The 22,802-nt window shown below is 37.9% G+C and carries 17 protein-coding genes and 1 riboswitch; of the genes, 6 read left to right on the top strand and 11 right to left on the bottom strand.

The window, feature by feature from the left end; genetic code table 11:
- Positions 1 to 230: 230 nt before the first annotated feature.
- The 3 genes from ACFIJQ_RS06420 to ACFIJQ_RS06410 are packed head-to-tail and all read right to left on the bottom strand — an operon-like array spanning position 231 to position 3,000.
- A complete protein-coding gene (locus tag ACFIJQ_RS06420) occupies positions 231 to 1,202 on the bottom strand; it encodes a WD40 repeat domain-containing protein (RefSeq protein WP_375629187.1) in 972 nt (323 codons plus the stop codon).
- Positions 1,203 to 1,212: 10 nt separating this feature from the next.
- Entirely contained in the window at positions 1,213 to 2,235 is a 1,023-nt protein-coding gene (locus ACFIJQ_RS06415) for a CobW family GTP-binding protein (RefSeq protein ID WP_375629184.1), read from the bottom strand.
- A 21-nt stretch (positions 2,236 to 2,256) separates the two neighbouring features.
- Positions 2,257 to 3,000, bottom strand: coding sequence for a creatininase family protein (locus ACFIJQ_RS06410; protein WP_273788246.1), 744 nt, complete (start codon positions 2,998 to 3,000; stop codon positions 2,257 to 2,259).
- A 2,212-nt stretch (positions 3,001 to 5,212) separates the two neighbouring features.
- Between ACFIJQ_RS06410 and ACFIJQ_RS06405 the strand changes: the two genes are divergently transcribed.
- On the top strand, positions 5,213 to 5,569 hold the full coding sequence (locus tag ACFIJQ_RS06405) for a hypothetical protein (RefSeq protein ID WP_375629181.1): 357 nt from the start codon (positions 5,213 to 5,215) through the stop codon (positions 5,567 to 5,569).
- A gap of 798 nt (positions 5,570 to 6,367) precedes the next feature.
- Here the strand turns inward: ACFIJQ_RS06405 and ACFIJQ_RS06400 are convergent.
- Positions 6,368 to 7,702: an NAD(P)H-dependent oxidoreductase gene (locus ACFIJQ_RS06400; protein ID WP_273788248.1), complete on the bottom strand. Its 1,335-nt coding sequence runs from the start codon at positions 7,700 to 7,702 to the stop codon at positions 6,368 to 6,370.
- Positions 7,703 to 7,865: 163 nt separating this feature from the next.
- On the opposite strand from ACFIJQ_RS06400, the gene ACFIJQ_RS06395 reads away from it, so the two are divergent.
- Positions 7,866 to 8,345, top strand: a complete 480-nt coding sequence (locus ACFIJQ_RS06395; RefSeq protein WP_273723586.1) for a MaoC family dehydratase — start codon at positions 7,866 to 7,868, stop codon at positions 8,343 to 8,345.
- Positions 8,346 to 9,288: 943 nt separating this feature from the next.
- Here ACFIJQ_RS06395 and ACFIJQ_RS06390 read toward each other — a convergent pair.
- The 3 genes from ACFIJQ_RS06390 to ACFIJQ_RS06380 are packed head-to-tail and all read right to left on the bottom strand — an operon-like array spanning position 9,289 to position 11,821.
- On the bottom strand, positions 9,289 to 9,948 hold the full coding sequence (locus ACFIJQ_RS06390; protein WP_375629177.1) for a methionine ABC transporter permease: 660 nt from the start codon (positions 9,946 to 9,948) through the stop codon (positions 9,289 to 9,291).
- Complete coding sequence (locus ACFIJQ_RS06385; RefSeq protein ID WP_015856779.1) at positions 9,941 to 10,975, bottom strand: methionine ABC transporter ATP-binding protein; 1,035 nt, start codon at positions 10,973 to 10,975, stop codon at positions 9,941 to 9,943. Before ACFIJQ_RS06385 ends, ACFIJQ_RS06390 begins: the two co-directional genes overlap by 8 nt.
- A gap of 27 nt (positions 10,976 to 11,002) precedes the next feature.
- The gene (locus ACFIJQ_RS06380) at positions 11,003 to 11,821 is read right to left on the bottom strand and encodes a MetQ/NlpA family ABC transporter substrate-binding protein (protein WP_273788251.1); all 819 of its coding nucleotides are present in this window, start codon (positions 11,819 to 11,821) and stop codon (positions 11,003 to 11,005) included.
- Between the two features lie 525 nt (positions 11,822 to 12,346).
- On the opposite strand from ACFIJQ_RS06380, the gene ACFIJQ_RS06375 reads away from it, so the two are divergent.
- A complete protein-coding gene (locus ACFIJQ_RS06375; RefSeq protein WP_026500587.1) occupies positions 12,347 to 12,994 on the top strand; it encodes an SH3 domain-containing protein in 648 nt (215 codons plus the stop codon).
- Positions 12,995 to 13,275: 281 nt separating this feature from the next.
- Here ACFIJQ_RS06375 and ACFIJQ_RS06370 read toward each other — a convergent pair whose 3' ends face one another.
- The 4 genes from ACFIJQ_RS06370 to ACFIJQ_RS06355 form a co-directional block, all read right to left on the bottom strand.
- A complete protein-coding gene (locus tag ACFIJQ_RS06370; RefSeq protein ID WP_273788252.1) occupies positions 13,276 to 14,307 on the bottom strand; it encodes an aspartate-semialdehyde dehydrogenase in 1,032 nt (343 codons plus the stop codon).
- A gap of 1,232 nt (positions 14,308 to 15,539) precedes the next feature.
- Positions 15,540 to 15,920, bottom strand: a complete 381-nt coding sequence (locus tag ACFIJQ_RS06365; protein WP_375629171.1) for a helix-turn-helix domain-containing protein — start codon at positions 15,918 to 15,920, stop codon at positions 15,540 to 15,542.
- 630 nt (positions 15,921 to 16,550) lie between these two features.
- Entirely contained in the window at positions 16,551 to 16,757 is a 207-nt protein-coding gene (locus tag ACFIJQ_RS06360) for a Trm112 family protein (protein ID WP_273788597.1), read from the bottom strand.
- Positions 16,758 to 16,770: 13 nt separating this feature from the next.
- Entirely contained in the window at positions 16,771 to 17,433 is a 663-nt protein-coding gene (locus tag ACFIJQ_RS06355) for an LON peptidase substrate-binding domain-containing protein (RefSeq protein WP_273788596.1), read from the bottom strand.
- A 446-nt stretch (positions 17,434 to 17,879) separates the two neighbouring features.
- Positions 17,880 to 17,977: riboswitch (glycine riboswitch) on the top strand.
- Positions 17,978 to 18,114: 137 nt separating this feature from the next.
- Between ACFIJQ_RS06355 and gcvT the strand changes: the two genes are divergently transcribed.
- The 3 genes from gcvT to gcvP are packed head-to-tail and all read left to right on the top strand — an operon-like array spanning position 18,115 to position 22,403.
- Positions 18,115 to 19,227, top strand: a complete 1,113-nt coding sequence (gene gcvT, locus ACFIJQ_RS06350) for a glycine cleavage system aminomethyltransferase GcvT (RefSeq protein ID WP_375629166.1) — start codon at positions 18,115 to 18,117, stop codon at positions 19,225 to 19,227.
- A 6-nt stretch (positions 19,228 to 19,233) separates the two neighbouring features.
- Positions 19,234 to 19,602 (top strand): glycine cleavage system protein GcvH, encoded by a 369-nt coding sequence (gene gcvH, locus ACFIJQ_RS06345; RefSeq protein ID WP_015856760.1) that lies wholly within the window; start codon positions 19,234 to 19,236, stop codon positions 19,600 to 19,602.
- A 5-nt stretch (positions 19,603 to 19,607) separates the two neighbouring features.
- On the top strand, positions 19,608 to 22,403 hold the full coding sequence (gene gcvP / locus ACFIJQ_RS06340; RefSeq protein ID WP_375629255.1) for an aminomethyl-transferring glycine dehydrogenase: 2,796 nt from the start codon (positions 19,608 to 19,610) through the stop codon (positions 22,401 to 22,403).
- Positions 22,404 to 22,802 lie beyond the last annotated feature (399 nt).

The following is a 22,802-nucleotide window of genomic DNA, read 5'->3' as shown; positions in this document are numbered from 1 at the left end:
TAGAAAATGCTGCCTTTTACTTTATTAAAATCTTCTCTTATCTTTTCTAAATGGTTCTTTTGTCTTGATGAAAAAGGTCCACAATATATGATTTCTTTGGTTTGTGATTGAAAACGCCTCGTAAGTGTGTTTATTTTTTTAGAGAGGAAGATGGGTTTCATGCGCAATTGCTTCTGGGGGATTGCGTAGGCATTTTTTATCAGCGATGGTTGCGCTTGTTGGTGCTTGGTTTAATCAGTGATATTGATTATACCACATTCACCATTTTCGCTACCAAAGGTGAGGTTGTACCCTGTCTGATCCCAGTTGAGTGCTGAGATAGCACTTTTCCCATAACCTTTTAGAAGGACTTCTTTTCCATCATGAAAATGTGCACACAAAATCATTCCATCATTGAAGCCTATTGCTACAATTTCTTTGCGTGGGTGGCATGCAACGGTGCTAACAAGCGCATTTGCTCGTGTTCCTAGTTCTAGTGGTGTTTTTCCCATGGGGCCATCTTTTGTATGAAAGGGCCAGACAATGGCTGCTGATGCACCGGATGTTGCTAACCATTTTCCCTTCACGCTCCAAGACCAGCTTTTGACTTTGCTTGGGTAGCCACTCATGCGGAGATGCTGATTATCAGTGAGACGCCAGCCATGGAGGGCGTTTTCTTGCATGGTAGAAATGACATAGCGGTTGTCTGGCGAGAAGGTGACGCCACAATGAGCTCCTTTCCATACCAATGTGGTGGGAGATATTTGCGTTGATAACCAATGAAGAGTAACTCCATTGTAATGGGCAACGGCAAGTCGTAAACCTTTTGGGGCAAAAGCGAGGCCTTCTACACTGCGTTCATGTGTAAGCTCTTGTCGTTCTTTTCCAACATGCACAAATGCGAAACGTGAGGAGGAAAAAGCAAAAGCTTTTTGTGGACCAAAAGCAACGTTGTTTATCCATTTGCGTTCTTTTTGGCTTAGCACTTCTGTATGTCCCGCTGCGGTTGTTTGACAGACTTTTCCATCTTCTCCACCTGTGATGATCGCGGTATTGTCATGGGAAAAATGGCTTGAAATTATTCCTTTGTGAACTTCAAAGATTTGTGGGGTTGGATTAAACAAAACAATGAAACCTTCTACGGAAACAAAAGCTGGTTTATTGCCTATAAAACCGCAAGAAAGGCAGTAACTTTTGAGATCATAATGGGTAATATTTGGCATTATCACTCACTTATGCGCAATTTTCAAAACCAGTTTTTAATTTTTCAGCATCAAGAGAGCGTCCTATAAAAACAAGGCGACTTTCTCGTTTTTCATCTTCACGCCATGGGCGTTGATGTTGTCCCTCAAGAAGCATGTGTATACCTTGAATGACATAACGATCATCGTCTCTTTGAAAGGCGATAATGCCTTTGAGACGTAAGATATCAGGTCCCTGTTGCTGCGTAATCTGTTGGATCCAAGGGAAAAACTTTTCTGGTTGTAGAGCACCTGTTTTTAAACTTACAGAGGTTATTGTAATATCATGAATGGTGGATTTGTGGTGATGTGCATGATCATGATTACAATCGGGACCACAGACATGGTCTGCGTGCTGATGGTCAAGAAAATGGGGATCATTATCTAAAGTGCGTTGGAGATCAAAGAAACCTCGATTGAGGAGTTTATCAAGAGGGATGTTAGCGCGCTCTGTTGCGTAAATTATGGCTCTGGGATTAATTGCAAGAATGAGCGATTGCGCGTGTGCACGTTCTTCTTCGCTGACAAGATCAATTTTATTTAAGAGAACAATATCAGAGAAAGCAATTTGTTCTTCAACTTCACGACTTTTTTTCAGTTGAGAGGGCAAATGCTTTGCATCAACGACCGCGATGACACTGTCGAGAGCTGTTTTTTCATGGACCGTATCATCCATGAAAAAGGTCTGTGCTACGGGAACGGGATCTGCAAGCCCTGTCGTTTCTATAATGATCGCATCAAATCGATGAGAACGTTTCATCAAACTTTCCAGAATACGAATGAGATCACCACGCACGGTGCAGCAAACACAGCCATTATTCATTTCATAAATTTCTTCATCTGATTCAATGATCAGGTCATTATCAATACCAATTTCACCAAATTCATTGACAATGACGGCATAACGGTTGCCATGATTTTCACTGAGAATGCGGTTGAGAAGGGTGGTTTTTCCTGCACCAAGATAGCCTGTGAGAACCGTAACGGGAAGTTTTTTTGGGTGTGTCGTTTCCATGGAGAGACCTTTTATTGTTCTTTATTGCCATGTGTTTATGTTAAATCGATTGATATCATCAAGTAAATCACGAAGCTGAGACAGAACATGAGAAAATATTGCTTCACCGGCTTGTGGTGTTGCTTTGCTTGCGTTTCCTGCTGCACCTTGCGTATTTAGATCTCGCATTGTCCAGCCAAAGGCATGAGGACCATAAGCGCGTAAATACTGATAGTTGGCAATCATATCCGCTTGTTTATTATGAAAATTTGTTGCCTTTTCCATATGAACTTTTTCCGGTGCTAAATAGAGCATTAAAGAGGTTTCGATAAATCCTCCATGGATATCAAGATGCTGTTGAGACGGTGCCATTAAACCTTGTGGCAAACCAAAACGACTCCAACTTGTTGCTACCGCAAGCATTGAAAAACGCCTCCGTAATTCGGTGATAACAATGCTCATTAAGGGTGAGTTGCCTCCATGGGCATTGAGAAGAAGAAAACGCTTTATTCCTTTGCGATAGCAGTTTTCACCAATCTCTATCCATCGCTCAATAGCGTCGGAAAAGGTGAGCGTTTGTGTGCCTGTAACATCCATATGTTCTATAGAATAGCCAATCTTTTCAACCGGTAAAAGTGCGATATGAAATTGTTCTTTTGTTTGTAAAGTGAGGGCTTTTGCAAAAGCTTCAGCAATGATCCAGTCGGTTTCGAAGGGAAGGTGCTCTCCGTGATATTCGTGTGCGCCCAAAGGTAAAAGAGCGAGAAAAGGCGTGTCAGATACCATAAATTATTGCCCAAAAGAGAAGTTAACACAGAAAAAATGATCAAAAGTGCTGTCACTATTTAATCTATCTATAAGAGAAACGCAAATAGGCGTCTTTTTACATCACATATGGATGCTATAAAAATGAGAGCTTTGTCAAACAATAGTGAAGATTTTATTGAGCAAAGCCAACTCAATTTTTTTGTAATATGAGGCGAGCTTTCTAAAGATAGCTATCTTTGGTAAGACTTTCTGATGCATATTCTCATTTTTAATAAGTAAATATTCATACAGATTAAATACTTCACATCATGTAATGAAAAATAATTTTTTCATTGTTTATTGAAAGCACAATTTTTTCTGTAAGTTGCATATTCTTCTTTTTACTATGGAGCGAGGATAACAAAACTATTTCTATTGTTGCAATAGTACAGACTTTGGTTGCAATCAGGAGTTCTAAATTCTTAATTCAAGTATCTGTATAGTACAAAAGAATAGAAATGTTTTTTGATTGATTTTACTTTGGATCGTATCTTAACAGACTTTAGTGTTCATGAGAAAAAATGAATATAAAGGGAAAAATTCACGTAAGATGAACTTGAATCTCAGAGAGCTCGATGAGTTTATAAGATGATTCAAGAAGAAATACCGTTGGATACATGATAAACAGAACGCTATTGTGTTGCACATTGATACGCTTGTTTTAAAGAAACCTTTCTCAAGGTATCCAAGCCTATTTTGCGACACTGTTCGTGAATGGTATAATGGTAAAGCCTCATAATATAAAATATATTGTAATTCACTATACTATATTTATATTTTTAAAGTAAAAAGGGGCTCCACCATTCACTTTGCCAGTTTTCAATACTGTGTTAACAGCGCTTGATAGTTAAAATATCTCATAAGTGATATTTTCCTTTCTTCAAGTTTTTTTACACAGACACATCGTTTTCTTTTGTGCTTTGAAAGCGAAGAATTTTGATTAATTCAATATAAACAGCATTAAAATTAAGAGAATCCTACAATAGTTAGTTCTCTCATTAAACATGCAAAACAATAAATGATTATTATAGATTATTATCCTGCTATTAAAATGATCAGTTGATAAATTTATCATTTAATATCAGTTTTCTTTCAAGTATTTTATCAATTCTTTATTATTATTTACTTTGTACAAATTGCATACAGTTATGTGAATATTGCCAAAAACTTATTTAAAAGAGAATTATTTTTACTAATACAGAGTAAATAGAATTATTCAAAATATAAATAGGGCTGCGCTCTACAATATTGACGAAAAATATGGAATAACTTTTATGAAAATTAAGAAAGAAAAATTTTTCAGTATTTTGGGGGATCATCTCATTTTTCATGATTCTCTTTTTATGTAATTTTAGGTAGTTTGTTGGTGCTCTAGTGTTGCTTATAATATTTTTGTAAATCTGATAGATTTATTTATTTTATGCGTTTGTTTTGTTAGGTTTGAAAGTCAATATTTTGAGTTTTTTATGCTGTATGAGATAAAGGAGCTAAATTACCTTTTTGAAGATGCTATGCACTATTTTCTTTATATATCAGTAAAAGTTGAGAATCATTTTATTAATGTCTTTTCTATTTGAAAATAGAGATCTTAATTTCTTTTTACATTTTATAACTGTTTTATAGAAAAATAATATACTATTTTAAGGTTTGCTTATTAGGATAGATTTGTTTTAGATCGAGTTTTTTCGCTATCAATTTTATTTTAAAGTTTATTGATGAGCGATATAATAAAAATTCATTAAGTACTATTTCATTTTTATATTTATTGAAATAATAGAGAATAATTATCATTAGGTTGACAGTTTTTAATGTTATAGTTCTTTAAAATTTAATTACATTTTAAATTATTTATAAAAGTTCTATTATATAAATTTTCAAATCAATTTATTTTTTAATCTTTACTATAATAAGCAATTTGATAAATTTTTATTATCTTGAAGTAGATAAATAACAATGACAATATATTACTGTTAGGATCTTAGTTATTATAGTGTAAAAGGAATAAATTATTTTTATCATTTGTTGTTTTTGTGTCTTTACATGCAATACACAATGTGTTATATATAAAATATAATTACATATAATATTTTATTATGTGTAATTATATAAATGATTAAATATAAGTTTTGGTTTTTATATATGTGAATATTCTTTCATTTTTTCAGTGAAGAAAAGAGGAGCAAAGAAAGCTATGTTTAAAATATTTAAAAATCGTGTATGTTCATTTACTTTTACACTATTTATTCTCTTTTTTGTACAAACTATAGAGGGAAATGCAAGTTTTGTAAAAAATCAATTTCAAGAGAGAGTGGCAGTTACTATTTCTACACTAGAAAAAAATGTAGCTATTAAAGCTGTGGATAGAGCTGTTATTCAAGGCGTTGAGGAACAAGATGGCATTGCTTTGGGGAAAGTTGAAAAAACTGCTGCTTTTTCAGGTGCAGCCTTTTGGGGGGGAATAGGTATTTTATCACTTCTTGCTTCTTTATGTGTTGGGGATGTATTAGGTGCTGTTGTATCTCTTTGGGGAATATTCACTACACTTTAGCAGAAAGATCATCGACAAAGTCGATGATTTTTTTGTTCGCTTCATGATTTTGAAAAAATAAATATTTGAACTTATTTATACTGTATTGGATAAAAATCACTATTCTTAATACTAAATATAGCTTTTATTAACATTATTAAAGTTCAAGGTCCTACATTTATGGTTTTTTACAAAATAGTGTAACCTGATTTTTTACAGTTTATGTTTATTCCCTAGTAATAAGGCTAGTATACTCATTATCTTTATCAGCTTTTTAATATTGTCTATCTTCTCTCATATGAAGATTATTCATCAAAGGAATATTTTATCCTTTTTAAATTTTTTTATTTTTTATAAGAGGATAAAATAAAAAGATCCCTGTATTCATAGCTCTTATGCAATAAGAAAAATGATAAATTATCATTTCAAAGTTGTTTATGTTAAATCCATCAAAAGTATTTTTTACGTATCACAAGTTGCGTTCGTGTATGGATAAAATTATTAAAAAAAAGAGTAAAAATTCTTCTCATGAATCATCTCTAAGGCTCAAGGGCTGTCGTAATATTGACAAATAAATGGTGATGCCGGTTTGTATCTTTATAGAGTAAAGATAGTGATACACAATGAATCTTATGTCATATCATGGGGTGGTTTATATTGTAGCATTTACGCGCCATATTGTGAGAGAGAAGTGGTAATATGCATCGTTGAAAATGCCTTTATTAAAACATAAACACTTGTATTTGCGATACAAGTGTATTCTGGGTTGTTTCGTTGTGTAAGGGAAAGATGCTGTTAAGTAAGGTAATTAAGGAGTGTTTATAGCTTAGCGGAAGAAGGGTTATGAAGTAAAAGGTCTTGTTTAGCACGAAGACGCGCAATCCATTGATCTTCACGAATAGCAGTATTATGTGTTGTAATGAGTTCGTTTTTTTTAATTGCAGCTGTTACTGTTGCTTTTTCTAAAAGACCACAAGGAATGGCGTGGTGAGCGCGTGCTTCTGCGATGTTCATTATCCAAGCACGATAAGTATAAAGACCGATAAAGTCTAGCTGATCACCTGGATGTAAATCTTTTTTAGCAACAGCACAGACTTCTACTACGGGATGGCTAAGAGGAACCATATCTTTTTTGCCATAAAGCATAACGCGTGCGCAGGTGAGGGGAACTTCCATTGCTGTTAAATGATAGGGGCGGTGAAAGGTGAAATAAGGCCCCTGACCAATTTTTAAATCTTCCATACGTTCACGTAAACGTGGGTGTGCTATTTCTGCAATGACAAAAACACCTGGGGAAACACCTTGGCCTGTTGAATAATCTACAATACCATATCGCTGTAAAATGCCTCCATCTTGTTTTGGAATAAGCACTTTGTTTAAATCTTGCAGCGCCGCTTGTGGTCCATGCATTCCTGGGCAATCGGGGAGAAGCCCAGTGGCATTGGCAATTGCTGCCATTTCAACCATCGTTTTGGAACCATCAATAAATTCAACCAACATGCGCACATTCATATTACGCCGGAATGCTTCTTCTTCGTAAGCATCAGGTGTAGCATCAAAGCGTAGAGGATTATTTTTTCCTTTACCCGCTGCAACAATCTTATGTCCAAGGGCTGAAACAAATTCTATAAGTTCCATACAAGAAGTTGGTTCATCTCCGGCACCAAGTGTATAAATGAGTCCTCGTTTTTCTGCTTCATGTTTGAGATAAGCGCCAATTGTAACATCTGCTTCAACATTCATCATGACAAGATGTTTGTTATTCTCAAGCGCTTTGATACCAATTTCTGCTCCTGCTTCGGGATAGCCTGTTGCATCAACGATAATATCAATTTGTTCATGACGTAAAACAAGGTCAATATCATCTGTTGCTGCAATCAAATTTTTTTCAATGCTTTGCGTGAGAGCATAAGTATTTTCAACTTCACAGACATGTCCATCTTCGCCATAGGCTATTGTAGCGGCATCAAAAATACGTGACGGCGTCCTAGTGGCTACTGCAGCAACTGTTATACCATCCATATGCGCGATACTTGATAATAAATCTGTGCCCATTTCACCACAACCAATCAGTCCAATACGGATGGGGGGATGCTTTTCTGCACGTTGTTTTAAATCATGCGCTAAACCTGTTAGGTTCACATTGCTTGCCATTCTTTTTTCCCATTTGAAAACTATTCTGCTAAAGAACTTTTCTCATTCATAAGGTGCATTTGTTTTTAAGACAATTAATCTTTTATTCTTGATGCTCTAATCAATGGATTTTATAAAAGCAAGAGGGGTGGTCGTTTTTATCAAATAAAATAGGAATAGCGTTATGCAGCAAAAAATAGCAATACAAGATGTTACCAGTTTTATTGGGAAAGAAGTGGGATTATCGGGGTGGCGTCTTGTTACACAGGATATGATTAATCAGTTTGCATGCGCTACAGATGATCATCAATGGATACACGTTGATGAGGAAAAGGCTAAAAAGACACCTTTTGGGGGCACAATTGCTCATGGGTTTTTAACATTATCGCTTTTGTCTACGCTCGCTTATGAGGCGCTTCCAGAGTTGGAGGGGAGCACAATGGGGATTAATTATGGTTTCGATAAAGTACGCTTCATGAGTCCTGTGAAAACAGGGGTACGGGTACGTGCGCGTTTTGTGTTAGATGATGCAGAAATTCGCCCTTCTGGTCGAGTGGTTTTCCATTATGGGGTTACGGTGGAAATTGAACAGTTAAAAAAACCAGCTCTTACGGCTCAATGGCTTATTGTGGCAGTGATGGGGGAAAAATCTTCCAATATCTAGATTAGTTTGAGTACTTTATTTTATAAAATTTTTGTACAATTCTATGAGAAGTTTCTTCAATGATAATATTGAGAATAATCTATAGGGTGATAGATATGCTGGAGCTATCATAGCGTTGATAGCTATAGCAGATTGCTATCTTTCCTAGATCGTTTTGAAGAGGAGTTTCTTGGTGAAGATAGTGCATTGCCTCACGCTTTTGTTTATAGCATTCTTTAATGGGGTCACAGCTCTCACATAAAACAGAATGTTTCAAATGGAATATACTTGCGTTGCCAATTCACGGACTTATTTTAAAGAAACATCTCTCAACGCTCGTCACACCCATTTCGCAATGGCGCCTGTGAAGAGTATAACGATAAAGCCATTGAGCATCCCCATGTCTTTATGCCTGTGAAGAAGAAAACCGGTACTATCATATTATATGCTAGCACCCAATGTTAAGACAGGTCTTGGTGCTTGAGATAATTCATAAGAGGCACGCCTCCCTTGCTTGTATAGTTTTTACTCACACGGCTCTTCCTGCTTGTAACATGCAAGCGAGAGATTTTGATTAATTCGATATGGAACAAATTGGGAATGAGAGGACTTTACGGGATTCAGAGTTCTCATCCAATATGAATAACGCCATATTATCATTATAAATTCAATATGTTATCTAAGGTTGGGAAAGGTTGTGACCAATGTCTTAATTTGACATGATAATTTATCATTTTTATGTTAAGAGAGAGTCTCACATACTGTGAGATCTCTTATTTCATTCTCTTTTATATTCAATCAGTTAAAACTATTTTCTTTCATGTTACAAACGGATGGGGAGAGATAAAAACTGTTTAAGAAAAAAGTTCCTAATCTCTTATGAGCGTTTTCGATAGGCAAGGGTTGTTGCACTTGGAAAGTGGCAAAGAGGATGATGATATTGGTATGTGAAATTCTAAGTCTTTTAATGTTTTGTTTTATCAAGTTTTTGTACGATTTTATCAGAAGTCCATTGGGTTATAATATTGAGCATGATCAAAAGAATGATGACAATGGTCATGATGAAGGTATTATAGCGTTGATAGCCATAGCGGATTGCCATATCTCCTAAACCGCCTCCACCAAGATATCCAGCAAGTGAGGTCGCTCCTATGAGAGAAATGATCATAACTGTAAAACCTGTAATCAGGCTAGGGAGAGCTTCAGGAATAAGAACATGTCTGATAATTTGAAGACGGCTTGCACCCATAGAGCGGATCGCTTCAATGAGACCGTTTTCAACGGTTTTAAAAGAGAGTTCCGCCATGCGTGCATAAAAAGGAATAGCTGAAATGGTCAGTATAAAAATTACAGCAGGCATTCCTATCCCTCTTCCTACAACGATACGCGTAACGGGAAGAAGATAAAATGCAAGAATAATAAAGGGAATGGCACGAATACTGTCAATGATCATGCTTAAAGGGCGATTGATGAGAGATGAGGAAAAAATCCCCCCGCGTGCTGTTGTGTGAAGAAGAAGACCAAGGGGAAGTCCTATAATAAATGCCATAAAAGAAGCACTAAGTGTCATCAATATTGTATCAATAACAGCTTGGGGAAGTTCATGAGACAAAACATTAAACATAGCCTAAGACCTCACAATATCGTCCTTTTTTCGTTAACCATTGAACAGCTTTTTCTAAAGCTTCTTTATCTTCTCCAGGAAGAGCCAAGAAGAGTCGCCCGATGGTTTCATCTTGAACTGTATCAATGCCACCATGCAAAATACGTGCTTTTAAACCACTCTCATTTTCTAGAAGATGAAGAAAAGGCTGCTGGGCAATTTCACCGGCAATATTGATTTCAATGACAGCTTCTCGCCCGATTGGTTTGAGATTTTTCGCAAATTTTTCAGGAAGTTGCGGGGTGACAAGCTTGAGCATGGCTATGGTTGTATCGTCTTGCGGTGATGTAAAGATGTCTTTCACACGTCCTTCTTCTACGATGTTCCCCTGATTAAGAACAACAACGCGATGCGCTATGGTGCGCACAACTTCCATTTCATGGGTGATGAGCACAATCGTGAGATTGAGGTGTTTATTAATATCAGCAAGGAGCTCTAGAATAGATTGTGTTGTTTCAGGGTCAAGAGCAGAGGTGGCTTCATCTGATAACAATATTTTAGGATTAGCAGCGAGCGCACGAGCAATGCCAACGCGTTGTTTTTGCCCCCCTGACAATTGTGCCGGATAGCAATATTCTTTTCCATATAACCCAACCAATTCAATCAGTTCAAGGGCACGTTTGTGGCGTTGTTTTTTACTTACACCACTTAATTTAAGCGGCAATGCAATGTTATCAAGAATATTTTGCGATGAGAGAAGGTTGAAATGTTGAAAAATCATCCCAATTCGTTGACGGTAAGGTGCCCACTCTATCTCTGATAGATTTGAAATATCAACACCTTCAAAAAAAATGGACCCGGCATCAATCTTCTCTAACCCATTTAAACAGCGGATAAGTGTTGATTTTCCTGCTCCACTGCGCCCAATAATCCCAAGGATTTCACCAGCATGGATATTTAAAGAGAGATTATTAATTACCGGAACACCAGCCGTTTTGTTAAAACAACGGCTGATGTTTTTTAAGGAGATAAGAGTAGGTTTTTCCATTCACAATTACTCGGATATTTGGCACAATTACCAAGAAGTTTGGGCGGTTTTGCCAAAAATCTCTTTTATTTTTGCACGGATGAGATCGTTGTTGTAAGCGGCAACTAATTTTTTAACCCATGGCTCATCTTTTTCGCTCGTGCGTACAACGATGATATTATCATAAGGATTGTTTTTTGCACTCTCCCATGCGACGACATCTTTTTCGAAGTTTAATCCGGAAACAATAGCCCAGTTCGTGTTTATAATTGCAAGATCAAAATCGTCAATAGCTCGCCCTAACATACCAGCATCGAGCTCACGAATTTGCAGGTTTTTAGGATTTTCGATAATATCAAGTGGAGATGCAAGAATATTATGAGGATCTTTTAACTTAATGAGACCTAAAGAATTGAGAAGAAGTAAGGCTCTTCCACCATTAGATGGGTCGTTTGGAATACCAACATGTGCACCATCACGTAGATCTTTTAAGTCTTTTATTTTGTGCGAATAAACACCGATTGGAGCAATAAATGTATAGCCGACAATTGAAAGTTTATAGCCACGTTGTTTCATTTGTTCATTAAGATAAGGAGCGTGCTGAAAAGCATTCGCATCGATCTCTCCTGCGTTAACAGCGTCATTAGGCAAAGCGTAATCAGAAAAATAAACGAGTTCAATATCTAAACCAGCTTTTTTAGCCTGTTCAGCAGCAGTTTTCCAAATAATCGCATCCCGTCCTTCCATAATACCAAGTTTGATTTTTGATTTGTCTGTAGCCATGACAAAAACCGTAGATAAAAAAAGTGCAAAGAGAGAGAGGAATAATCCTATAATCCGACTACGAGAAAAAATTTTTAATGTCATGTACTTTTAACTTTCTTTTCCAAGAGCTTTTTTGAGGGAAGTTTCAATATACTCTGTATTTTTATACTCTGTATTTTTTAGGAAGATTTAAAGTTATACAAGCTTTAGAGAATATTCAATCACTTTTATTTTTAAAAGAGTATTATTTTTCCTCCTATTTTTAGTATTTTGGGGGCTTATCATCATTCATTCTCTGAAATTCAGGCAATCAATTCTTTTATTGCAATCATTTGTTGAGGGAACCAATAACACTTTAAAAACTTCTTTAAGGGACGATTGGTTGAAGGACCAGATAATCAAATGATGCTTTAGCTGTAAATTTATGAGGAGCATACTGCGCAATCAAGATCAAAAGGCCGTGTTCGTGTAGAGGGGGAATAAGGGGAATAAAGAGAGATTTTGTTGCAATGTTGAGGGGGCTTTTGGGCGGGAAATAAAGGTTGCTGATCATTGGATTTAACCGCGGCAAATTTTTGCAAAGGCGAAATTTTGCCCTTCACATGTTTTGAGAGAGGAAGAAAAATAATGTTAAGAAAGAAATTTTTATCAACAACAATGATTTTATGGGCTTTGGGAGCGTCGGGGGTGGCTGTGACTGCTTCTCACGCGGAAGCTGGAACCATTGCAGGAACAGTTGCTCGTGTTGCATCAGGTCAGGTATCTTTACGCACAGGTCCTGCGACAGCTTATAAAGTAATCACAATGGTTCCAATGGGAGCAAAAGTGCAAATTTATGGCTGTCTGTCCAATAAAACTTGGTGTTCTCTTGGTTATCACGGAAAGGTTGGTTGGGCATCTGCACGTTATGTCAATGTCAACAATGTTCCTACCGTTGCTTTTACAAAGATGCCAGTAAAGCCAAATGCTATGAGAAAATCGCCAAAAGTAAAAAAAGAAAAAGTAAAACAGGTTGTTTCTGGTTTTAAAGCTCTTCCGGCGATTCAAAAAACACGGAAAAACATACAAAAACTCTACAGAACAGATATGATTATCGATTCTACAGGTGTCAAAAAAAGAGATGAACGGACAATTTTAAATCCTTCGCCCAAAGCACAAAGAGTTTCTGTAAAGCGCGTAAATGCTTATAATCCCTTCTTTCCTGATAATGTCAATTATAAAAACTTTGAACGTAATGAAACACGTTACCGTGTTGTGACTTATCCTGCTCGATAAGGGTAAGTTAATTTCACAACCGGAATGATAAAAAGGATCAGCAGCATGAAGCAAAAAACGCTTATGCTGCTGATCCTATTGTACCGTAAAATGGCATTAGGGCGGCGATGATTAATTAAGGTGGCGAGGTATTCATGGATATTCAGAGTAAAATTTTTCAATACCCCGAATTACAGTCCTTTAGACTGGCGGTATGAATCCCCAGCAGGGGAAGATCCTGCTGAAGAGAAGCCGGACTTTTGACAGACCGGCTAGGGCTCTTCATCCTTTCGGACAGGGCGTTAATTTACGGACTTAGGCTTTATCAAATTACGAGAAATGAGCAATTCAGCAATTTGAACTGCGTTCAATGCTGCTCCTTTTCTTAAATTATCGGCGACAACCCAGAAAGCTAAACCATTTTCAACGGTGATATCTTCACGAACACGGCTAATAAAGGTGTCATCTTCTCCGGTACATTCATAAGGTGTGGTATAGCCACCATCTTCGTGTTTATCGATAAGCTGACAACCGGGAGCATCGCGAAGAAGCGCTTGTGCTTCAGATACGCTTAGTGGTTTTTCAAATTCAACATGGACAGCTTCGGCATGACCGATAAAGACAGGGACACGAACAGCAGTGGCTGTTAATTTAATCTTCGGATCGAGAATTTTCTTTGTCTCAGCAGTCATTTTCCATTCTTCTTTTGTATAACCATCTTCCATGAAAACATCGATATGAGGAATGACATTAAAGGCAATGCGTTTAGTGAATTTTTTTGATGTAATTGGGTCAGCAACAAAAACAGCACGTGATTGTTCGAAAAGTTCGTCCATTCCTTCTTTACCAGCTCCAGAAACCGACTGATATGTAGAGACAACAACACGTTTAATGATTGCAGCATCATGGAGAGGTTTTAAAGCTAAGACCAGTTGAATTGTTGAACAATTAGGATTTGCTATAATATTACGCTTAGAAAAGGCATTTATAGCTTCGGCATTGACTTCAGGGACGATCAACGGAACATTGGAATCATAGCGCCACGTGGAGGAATTATCGATGACGACACAGCCAGCGGCAGCGATTTTAGGAGCATATTCTTTGGAAATGCTTCCTCCCGCGGACATCAGACAAAAATCTGTGTCAGAAAAATCGTAAGTATCCAGTGCTTTTACTTTTAAAGTTTTATCTCCATAAGAAACTTCTTGTCCTAATGAGCGTCGTGATGCTAGAGGGACAATTTCATGCGCAGGAAAACCACGTTCCTCTAAAATTGTAAGCATTTCACGACCAACATTTCCGGTTGCGCCGACAATTGCAACTTTAAAACTCATTTTCTATATACTCCTCATGTCTCTCCACGTTTATTCCCCGTGCTATACTCAGGAGAGAGTGAGTTGGTCAAGGAACATCATTAAATTATATTTTTGATTTTCAACAACTCAATTTTGTACACATCAATCATCATCAGCACAATAAGTTGTTTTATTTCAAATGATACGTCTTTTTAATCTTTCAGAATTGAAAAATTGAATATTGTACGCTAAACTGTTATCTCTTTTAGAGAGCACTTTAATTAAGTGAATTCCGTATCTTCTGTCAATTGTTTACCTTCACTATTTTGAATTTTTTAAGGATGCTATTACGTATCGCGTTGGGGGAATTTAAGTGTTGAAGTATTTGATCTTCTCCCTATGCCCTTAAAAGCGAAGCTTCCTATTCAGTCTGTAAACAGCCAGATTCTGGCGGTACTTTTAGCGGCTTCCCATTTTTCACTTGAAACTTAAGGCTCAACAAGCAAGCCTAAAAATATTTAAAAAAACATTTGGCACCTAAAAAACATTTGAATGTTTCAAAGAGGTATGCATGCTTCATATTCTCATACCTTAAATGATAGAATTTATGGCACAACAAGATAAACTTAAGTATCCATTATATAAATAAATTCTTATGAAAGCTATACATATAGTTTTTTCGTGTCTGTTTTTTACTTTAATCCTGTTATGCTATAAAATATCGTCATTTGAAGTATGGTGGTATAAGATCTTTAAGCTTTCTTGATATATTTAAGTGTGTGGGAATATTCTTAGGCTTGTTTGGCGAGCCTTTTGTTTCAAGTGGATTATATGAGTGGAAAGCCGTTGAACACCTCCATGTTTAATGTTTAAAAAAAGAGTAAGTTAGCATCATCATACATTTTTCCAGCACTCAATGTGGCTACAGTTCTTGGTATGTGAGACGATTCAATTAAGAGGTATGCCTTTTTTGTACATTTTTACTCACACGCTAACTCTGCTTGTAGTGTGCAAATAAGTGATTTTGATTGATTCAATATAGAACAAGTTTGAAATGAAAGAATTTTACGATATTCGAGACACTCATTCAATATACATAACGTTAGATATATCATTATGAATCAAAGCGCTATAGCTAAGTTAAACTCGTTAGAATTCGGACTATTTACAGACCAGATTAGATTTAAGAAATTTCGTTCTCATGAGGTGTGGGGAGACAGTCAAAATTCTTTTCAATGTTATTAAGGATGTTGATTGTTCTTTCAGTGAACTTATGAAAATAAGGGGTCATTTTTTTCACCAGAAATCAACTGCAAAATAGCCCTTTGTTTTTTGCGGGTCAGCATTCTAAAACTTTGCAAAAGTAAATATTCTGCTTTGCTTTCTACTCTGTCATCACAATGATAGAAGGGATCTTCTTTTTTTGTGTTATCAGCATAAAAGAAGGAAACGGGAACATCTAATATATGAGCAATTTCTTGTAAACGTCTTGCACTTACGCGATTTAAACCTTTCTCATACTTTTGAATTTGTTGAAATGTTACGCCCAAATGACTCCCTAATTGTTTTTGAGAAAAACCCATGAGGTTTCTTCTAAAGCGAATTTTTTTGCCTAAAGAAATGTCATAAAAATGTAAATTTTTGGCTCGCACTTTGCTCCCCCTCCGGTTGCGAGCGCCCTCGCATTAGTATTCCGGGGTCTGGAAGTGCTGACTCAAAACAGCCTCTTGCTTTTAGTGCTGAGAGCACTTGGACATAACAAGAGCCCCCGGAAATTCCGGGATATCCGCAAAAAGCGGTTTTATTTCTAGTTTGAGTTTTTCGGGCTTCCAGACCCTATTTGATCGTCGCGTATACGACCAAAAACACAAGTCTCATTCATAGGGTAATTTCTTTAAATCGTCAACCAGAGTGACAGCAGTTGTTTTGGTTGTTTTTTGCAAAGTTTACATGCAACTGTTGCAATGCATCCCTTTATTTTGATGAAATGTAGGACAATTTCTTGGTGATCATTATGGGGTATGTTTAAAATTGTAACTATATGACTTTATCCATTTATTTTGTATAAAAACGGAAGCGTCTTTTCGCATTTAGAAGCAAAAGACTTTTTAGAGTAAGTATAACATTGGAAGTTGGTAAAGAGGGGAGTTGGTAAAGAGAATGCTGGTGCTGGCGTGTGGTGGATTAGCACCAATATTAAAAAGATTGCACAAGCAAAAGAGAGCTTTTCATAGAGCAGTGATTGATAACAGCTTTCTCCAGAAAAAATGAACGAAATTTTCTTATTTTTTATAGGTTATTTTTTCATCGTTTTGCAAAGGGCGCGCTTCTGAGGCAAGCATAATGGGGACGCCATCACGAATAGGATAGGCAAGTTTGGCTTTGAGAGAAATGAGCTCTTGTGTTTCTCGGTTGTAAGAGAGTGTGCTTCTCGTTATTGGACAAACGAGTAATTCGAGCATTTTGGGATCTGTGGTCATTTTTTTCATGTTTTGACGTTTATTAGTTTAAACGGTAATCTGTACCTGTTTGTTTCATGAGTGAGCGTTCTGTTAATGCAAGAAGAGTTTGGGCACGGCTTTCGATATCTGGAGCTTCAAGGAGAGCTTGCTTTTCTGCTGGTGTAAAGGGGATAAGAGCTGAAAAAGCATTAACCAATATAGGTGTAGGGGCTTCTATGATACTGCTCCAATTATATTCCATTTCATGTATGGTTAGATATTTTTCTACAACGTCGAGTAAGCTCTCTCGGTTAATGCTTTCTTCAACATCAAATTCTTGCAAGTCTTTTATGTTTGATTGGATGAGAGCTGTTCGATAGGATTTTGTGTTTGTCAATTCTTGTTCTAAGGTGAAGCGGCAAATACCTTGTAAGATAATGAATAGTTGTCCATTTCCTGTTTCACTGTAGTTTGTAATGCGCCCTATACAGCCTGTTTTATAAAGTTGTGTAGAGAAGCGGTCTGTATCCGATGAAAGTGGTTGAATAATGCCCAATAGACGATCGGTTACCATTACGTTTTCAATCATTTCAAGTGATTCTGGTTCAAAAATGTTGAGTGATAAAAAACCGCCGGGTAGTAAGAGTGCACCTTCTAAAGGAAAAAGGGCAATTTGCTTTGGAAGATCATTTTCGCAATTGTAAGAGATATTACCAGCTTTCATGAGTATTTTGTCACCTTTGTTCGGTAGTTTAGTCTGTAAATAGTCGCAATTTATGACACTATTGAGAAAGAAAAAAACCCACTTCTTGTGCATTAAAATCATACTTATAAAATACTTGAAGTCCTTATTCTAAAAAAAGAATATGAAACCCTATATTTAAGGTTGAACTGCGCGAGAAAGAATATTGCTTTGCGATCTTGTTAGTGTGTGACGTTTTGCATGATTTTCAAGAGGTATTTTTGTTTATAGCTTTTGATTTTTGTCTTAAATTTCCTAAAATGTGTTCCTTGCAATTTTTGTAAGGTTCAAAAAGATACTATTATAAATCTTTTGAAGCAGCTTATGCAAGTTTTAAAATGAGAACATTTTCATCACTTTACTAATGACAGTGTGATAAAGATGGGTTATAGATTAGAACATGCTGGAAAGAGCGTTATTGTTTCTTTCATTCTTTTGCGGGAGAGTGCAGATTGCGAGTTTTCGCATTGCCGCCGAAGGGGAAATAGCCCATAATCTCTCAGGCTTTAAGGACCGTAAAAGGAAGAAGGCAGATCTGGAAAGTCGGGAGAGCCCGCGCCGAAGGTGTAAGCGAAAAATTTTTTCGCGAGTCTCTCAGGTTGATGACAGAGGGGTGCAGAGACGTCCATATTCTGTGGGCGTTAGCGCAGCTTTGGAGTTATTATGGGCACAGCACAAGAAACATCTTCTTTAAAAACACTTCCTTTATATGATATGCATGAAAAAGCAGGAGCAAAATTTGGCGCTTTTGCGGGGTGGAACATGCCTTTAACGTATCCTCTTGGCGTTTTGAAAGAGCATCTTCATACGCGTGCACATGCGGGATTGTTTGATATTTCTCATATGAAATTGATTGCTGTTGAAGGGGCACAAGCCGTGGAATTTTTGTCCTATGCTTTTCCCATTGATGCAGCAGCTTTAAAGATTGGGCACTCACGGTATAATTACTTGCTTAATGAGCAGGCTGGTATTCTTGATGATCTTATCATTACCCGTTTGGAAGAGAGCCGTTTTATGTTGGTCGCCAATGCTGGGAATGCACAGGCTGATTTTGTAGAATTGGAAAAGCGTGCGGTTGATTTTGAATGTCAAGTGATTGCTCTTGAAAGGGTATTGCTTGCTCTTCAAGGTCCTGAAGCGGCTGCTGTTCTTGCTGATGCTGATTTACCAGGGAATGAATTGTTCTTTATGCAAGGATTCGAACCACAACAAGATTGGTTTATAACGCGTTCTGGATATACGGGAGAGGATGGTTTTGAAATTGCTTTGCCTATAGGGCATGCGCATATGTTGGCTGAAAAATTGCTGAGTGATTCTCGTGTTGAGTGGATTGGACTTGCAGCACGCGATAGCTTGCGGTTAGAAGCAGGGTTGTGTTTGCATGGAAATGACATTACCCCTGATACGACACCTATTGATGCGGCTCTAACATGGGCTGTTCCTAAAAGTGTTCGAGAAAAAGCACAATTTTATGGCGCGAAGGCTTTTCTTGAAGCGCTGCAAAAAGGACCTGCTCGTTGTCGTGTTGGATTAAAACCCCAAACGCGCCAACCTATTCGTGCTGGTGCGGTGCTTCTTGATGATCAAGGTAATGAGATTGGAGTTGTAACATCAGGTGGTTTTGGTCCTTCTTTTGATGGTCCTGTCGCGATGGGTTATGTTCCTGTTGATTGTAAAGTTGAAGGGACACAAGTCTTTACAGAACTGCGAGGCAAAAAGATTGTATTATCAGTTCATTCACTTCCCTTTGTTGAACAACGTTATTTTAAAGGATGATTTTTTATGTCTAAAACTTATTTTACACAAGACCATGAATGGCTTAGCGTTGAAGGAAAAGTGGTGACTGTTGGGGTTACGCATTATGCGCAAGAGCAATTAGGAGATTTGGTTTTTGTTGATTTACCACAAAGTGGGACAAAACTTTCCAAAGGAGAGGCAGCTGCTGTTGTGGAATCGGTGAAAGCCGCTTCAGATGTTTATGCTCCTCTTGATGGTGAAGTGGTCGAAATAAATGAAGCATTGGCTGATCATCCTGAATTGGTAAATCAGAAAGCCGAAACAGAAGGCTGGTTATGGAAAATGACATTGCAGGATGAGACACAACTGGAAGGGCTGTTGGATAAAGATGCTTATAAGGCTTTGATTGGATGAGTATCATGATCGAGCGTTCTTTTTCTTCTCGACATATTGGGCTGCGTCCTGATGAAACACAAAAAATGCTTGATGTTTTAGAGCTTGATTGTGTTGATACACTCATTTCTCAAGCTGTTCCACATTCTATCCATTTGGGACGTTCACTTAATTTACCAAAGGCTGCTAGTGAAGGACAAGCCTTGGAAGAACTCTCCAAGATGATGGAGCGTAATTGTGTGCACAAAAGTTTTATTGGGCAAGGATATCATGGAACTCATGTCCCCCCAGTTATTTTACGAAATCTGTTTGAAAATCCTGCTTGGTATACTGCTTATACGCCTTATCAAGCAGAAATTAGTCAGGGTCGTTTAGAACTTTTGTTTTATTTTCAGACATTGGTGAGTGAACTCACAGGTTTGCCTGTTGCTGCTGCCTCCCTTCTTGATGAAGCAACCGCTTTAGCTGAAGCCAATGCCCTCGCTTTTCGCTTTTCTCGTGAGAAAAAAACAAAAATTTCTCTTCAGAGTCTTTTACATCCTCAGACTTTAAGTGTTGCGCAAACGCGTGCTGAAACACAAGGTATTTGTATCAGTCAAGAGAGGAAAATTTGTTCTAATACAGCGGCAATTGTTTTATCTTGGCCAGATACAAAAGGTGCTTTTCATGATTACAGTGAGATCATAAAAGAGGCAAAGGAAAAGGGAGCTTTAGTTATCGTTGTGGCTGATCCTTTAGCACTTACTCTTATGGAGCCACCTGCTCAATGGGGGGCAGATATCGTTGTTGGCTCTATGCAGCGTTATGGCGTTCCAATGGGCTTTGGTGGTCCACATGCTGGTTACCTTGCGGTGAGTGATGCGTTAACGCGTCTTATTCCAGGGCGTATTGTTGGTCAGTCCGTGGATACGAGAGGGCGTGTTGGTTTTCGTTTAGCTTTGCAAACACGTGAACAACATATTCGGCGCGATAAAGCGACGTCAAATATTTGTACAGCTCAGGCTTTGTTGGCTAATATGGCAACCGCTTATGCTGTTTGGCATGGGCCGAAAGGTTTACAAGAAATTGCGCAGCGAATTCATCATTTAACATGTCGTTTTGTTGCTGGTTTAGAGGCTGCAGGTGTTTTTTGTGAAGGAGAATCTTTTTTTGATTGTGTAAGCATTGTTGTGAAGGGAAAAGCGAAAGAGATTGCACATCAAGCCAAAATGAGTGGACGCCTTATTCGTGTTCTCGATGATGACACCATTGCAATCAATTTTGATGAGTTATCGACAGAAGAAGATGCTTGTGCTTTAGCACAGCTTTTTGGGGCACAATTAGGTGATCAGGTTTCTCCACAGCTCTTTGGCAAAAAACGGGATGCTGCTTTTCTTTCCCAACCTTTTTTTCATGCGGTGCATTCAGAGACAGATATGATGCGCTTTTTGCGTCGTTTGGCGGATAAGGATTTGGCACTGGATCGTGCTATGATTCCTCTTGGCTCTTGTACAATGAAGCTTAATGCGGCGGCTGAACTGATGCCTGTAAGTTGGGCTAGTATGGCCAATATACACCCCTTTGTTTCACAAGAGGATGCAGCGGGTTATTTGGAGATGATCGATCAGTTAAATGCGTGGTTGTGCGAAATTACAGGATTTGCACAAGTTTCTTTTCAGCCAAATTCTGGTGCTCAAGGTGAATATGCGGGGCTTTTGGCTATCCGACGATATTACCAATCACGGGGAGAACATCAACGTACAGTTTGTCTTATTCCTGCATCTGCGCATGGTACCAATCCAGCTTCGGCACATATGGCAGGTATGGAAGTCGTTGTGGTAAAATGTTTAAGCGATGGTGATGTTGATGTAGATGATCTCAAAATGAAAGCGCAATTGCATAAGGATAAATTGGCTGCTCTCATGATTACTTATCCTTCAACACATGGTGTTTATGAGGAAAGCATTAAGGAGATTTGTTCTATTATTCATGAAAATGGTGGACAAGTTTATTTCGATGGCGCTAATCTCAATGCGCTTGTGGGGCTTGCTCGTCCTGCAGATATTGGCGCTGATGTTTGTCATATGAATCTTCATAAAACATTTGCCATTCCCCACGGAGGTGGTGGTCCTGGTATGGGACCAATTGGAGTTGCAGCGCATCTCAAACCATTCTTACCAGGGCATGAACAGGATGGGACAACACATGCAGTTTCGGCAGCTCCTTATGGAAGTGCGTCTATTCTTGCGATTACATGGATGTATATTCGAATGATGGGGGCTGATGGTTTAAAATATGCAACACAAATAGCCATTTTAAATGCCAATTATATTGCTGCACGTCTTTCACCCGCTTATTCCATTCTTTATCGGGGCAAGCATGGACGTGTTGCTCATGAATGTATTGTGGATACACGTGTGTTGAAAGAGCAGTATGGGGTGAGTGTTGATGATATTGCAAAACGTCTCATTGATTATGGATTCCACGCGCCCACGATGTCATTCCCTGTTCCGGGAACTTTGATGATTGAGCCAACGGAATCAGAACCAAAAGCAGAAATTGATCGTTTCTGTGATGCTTTACTCTCTATTGCTGAAGAAGCAAAGAAAGTTGGTCGTGGGGTTTGGCCAAAAGACAATAATCCATTGGTGAATGCTCCTCATACAGTGGCAGATACTTTAGATGATGCTTGGGAACGACCCTATTCGCGACAAGAAGCTGCTTTTCCCAACAGTTCTCTTGATCCAGCGAATAAATATTGGCCTCCTGTATCGCGTATTGATAATGTTGCGGGAGACAGAATGCTCATTTGTTCGTGTCCGCCATTGGGAAATACCTATTAAATAACAAATATGTATTTACTTTGTTTATTTACATAAACAAAAAAGCCCACACATTTTGTGTGGGTTTTTTACTTATTGATCATGTTGTTATGGAGTTATTTGTCTATTTTCTAGAATTTTGCATAGTTTTTTATAACATGAGAAAAATCGGAAAAGTCGACAAAAAAACTGTGTTTTGTGGGTAATAGGCATGCTCTCCTTTGCCTTCTACCGTATGACATGGTTTTAGTGACTAGGCGCATCGGTCTAGCCAGCTAATTCACGTAAACGAGAGTGAAACCTACAGGGGATAGGGTCCAGTCTGTTGCATGTGTTGTGACATACGACTCTCACTAAGGTGACTACGACCGGTTGCAGAAAGAATAAAATCAAATTTAGTGCTTTTGATGATAAAGCCCT

The sequence above is a fragment of the Bartonella sp. TT67HLJMS genome, assembly GCF_042193375.1.
Classification (GTDB): Bacteria; Pseudomonadota; Alphaproteobacteria; order Rhizobiales; family Rhizobiaceae; genus Bartonella; species Bartonella grahamii.
The sequence above is the reverse complement of the archived record's forward strand: the minus strand, read 5'-3'. Positions and strand labels throughout refer to the sequence as shown.

What these genes read in the sequence shown, in the direction of transcription:
- ACFIJQ_RS06375 (WP_026500587.1), top strand. Translation starts at nt 12,347, where the DNA reads ATGTTAAGAAAGAAATTTTTATCAACAACAATGATTTTATGGGCTTTG.
- gcvP (WP_375629255.1), top strand. Translation starts at nt 19,608, where the DNA reads ATGATCGAGCGTTCTTTTTCTTCTCGACATATTGGGCTGCGTCCTGAT.
- ACFIJQ_RS06370 (WP_273788252.1), bottom strand. Translation starts at nt 14,307, where the DNA reads ATGAGTTTTAAAGTTGCAATTGTCGGCGCAACCGGAAATGTTGGTCGT.
- ACFIJQ_RS06360 (WP_273788597.1), bottom strand. Translation starts at nt 16,757, where the DNA reads ATGAAAAAAATGACCACAGATCCCAAAATGCTCGAATTACTCGTTTGT.
- ACFIJQ_RS06415 (WP_375629184.1), bottom strand. Translation starts at nt 2,235, where the DNA reads ATGGAAACGACACACCCAAAAAAACTTCCCGTTACGGTTCTCACAGGC.
- ACFIJQ_RS06420 (WP_375629187.1), bottom strand. Translation starts at nt 1,202, where the DNA reads ATGCCAAATATTACCCATTATGATCTCAAAAGTTACTGCCTTTCTTGC.
- gcvT (WP_375629166.1), top strand. Translation starts at nt 18,115, where the DNA reads ATGGGCACAGCACAAGAAACATCTTCTTTAAAAACACTTCCTTTATAT.
- ACFIJQ_RS06390 (WP_375629177.1), bottom strand. Translation starts at nt 9,948, where the DNA reads ATGTTTAATGTTTTGTCTCATGAACTTCCCCAAGCTGTTATTGATACA.
- gcvH (WP_015856760.1), top strand. Translation starts at nt 19,234, where the DNA reads ATGTCTAAAACTTATTTTACACAAGACCATGAATGGCTTAGCGTTGAA.
- ACFIJQ_RS06395 (WP_273723586.1), top strand. Translation starts at nt 7,866, where the DNA reads ATGCAGCAAAAAATAGCAATACAAGATGTTACCAGTTTTATTGGGAAA.
- ACFIJQ_RS06400 (WP_273788248.1), bottom strand. Translation starts at nt 7,702, where the DNA reads ATGGCAAGCAATGTGAACCTAACAGGTTTAGCGCATGATTTAAAACAA.
- ACFIJQ_RS06410 (WP_273788246.1), bottom strand. Translation starts at nt 3,000, where the DNA reads ATGGTATCTGACACGCCTTTTCTCGCTCTTTTACCTTTGGGCGCACAC.
- ACFIJQ_RS06355 (WP_273788596.1), bottom strand. Translation starts at nt 17,433, where the DNA reads ATGAAAGCTGGTAATATCTCTTACAATTGCGAAAATGATCTTCCAAAG.
- ACFIJQ_RS06385 (WP_015856779.1), bottom strand. Translation starts at nt 10,975, where the DNA reads ATGGAAAAACCTACTCTTATCTCCTTAAAAAACATCAGCCGTTGTTTT.
- ACFIJQ_RS06405 (WP_375629181.1), top strand. Translation starts at nt 5,213, where the DNA reads ATGTTTAAAATATTTAAAAATCGTGTATGTTCATTTACTTTTACACTA.
- ACFIJQ_RS06380 (WP_273788251.1), bottom strand. Translation starts at nt 11,821, where the DNA reads ATGACATTAAAAATTTTTTCTCGTAGTCGGATTATAGGATTATTCCTC.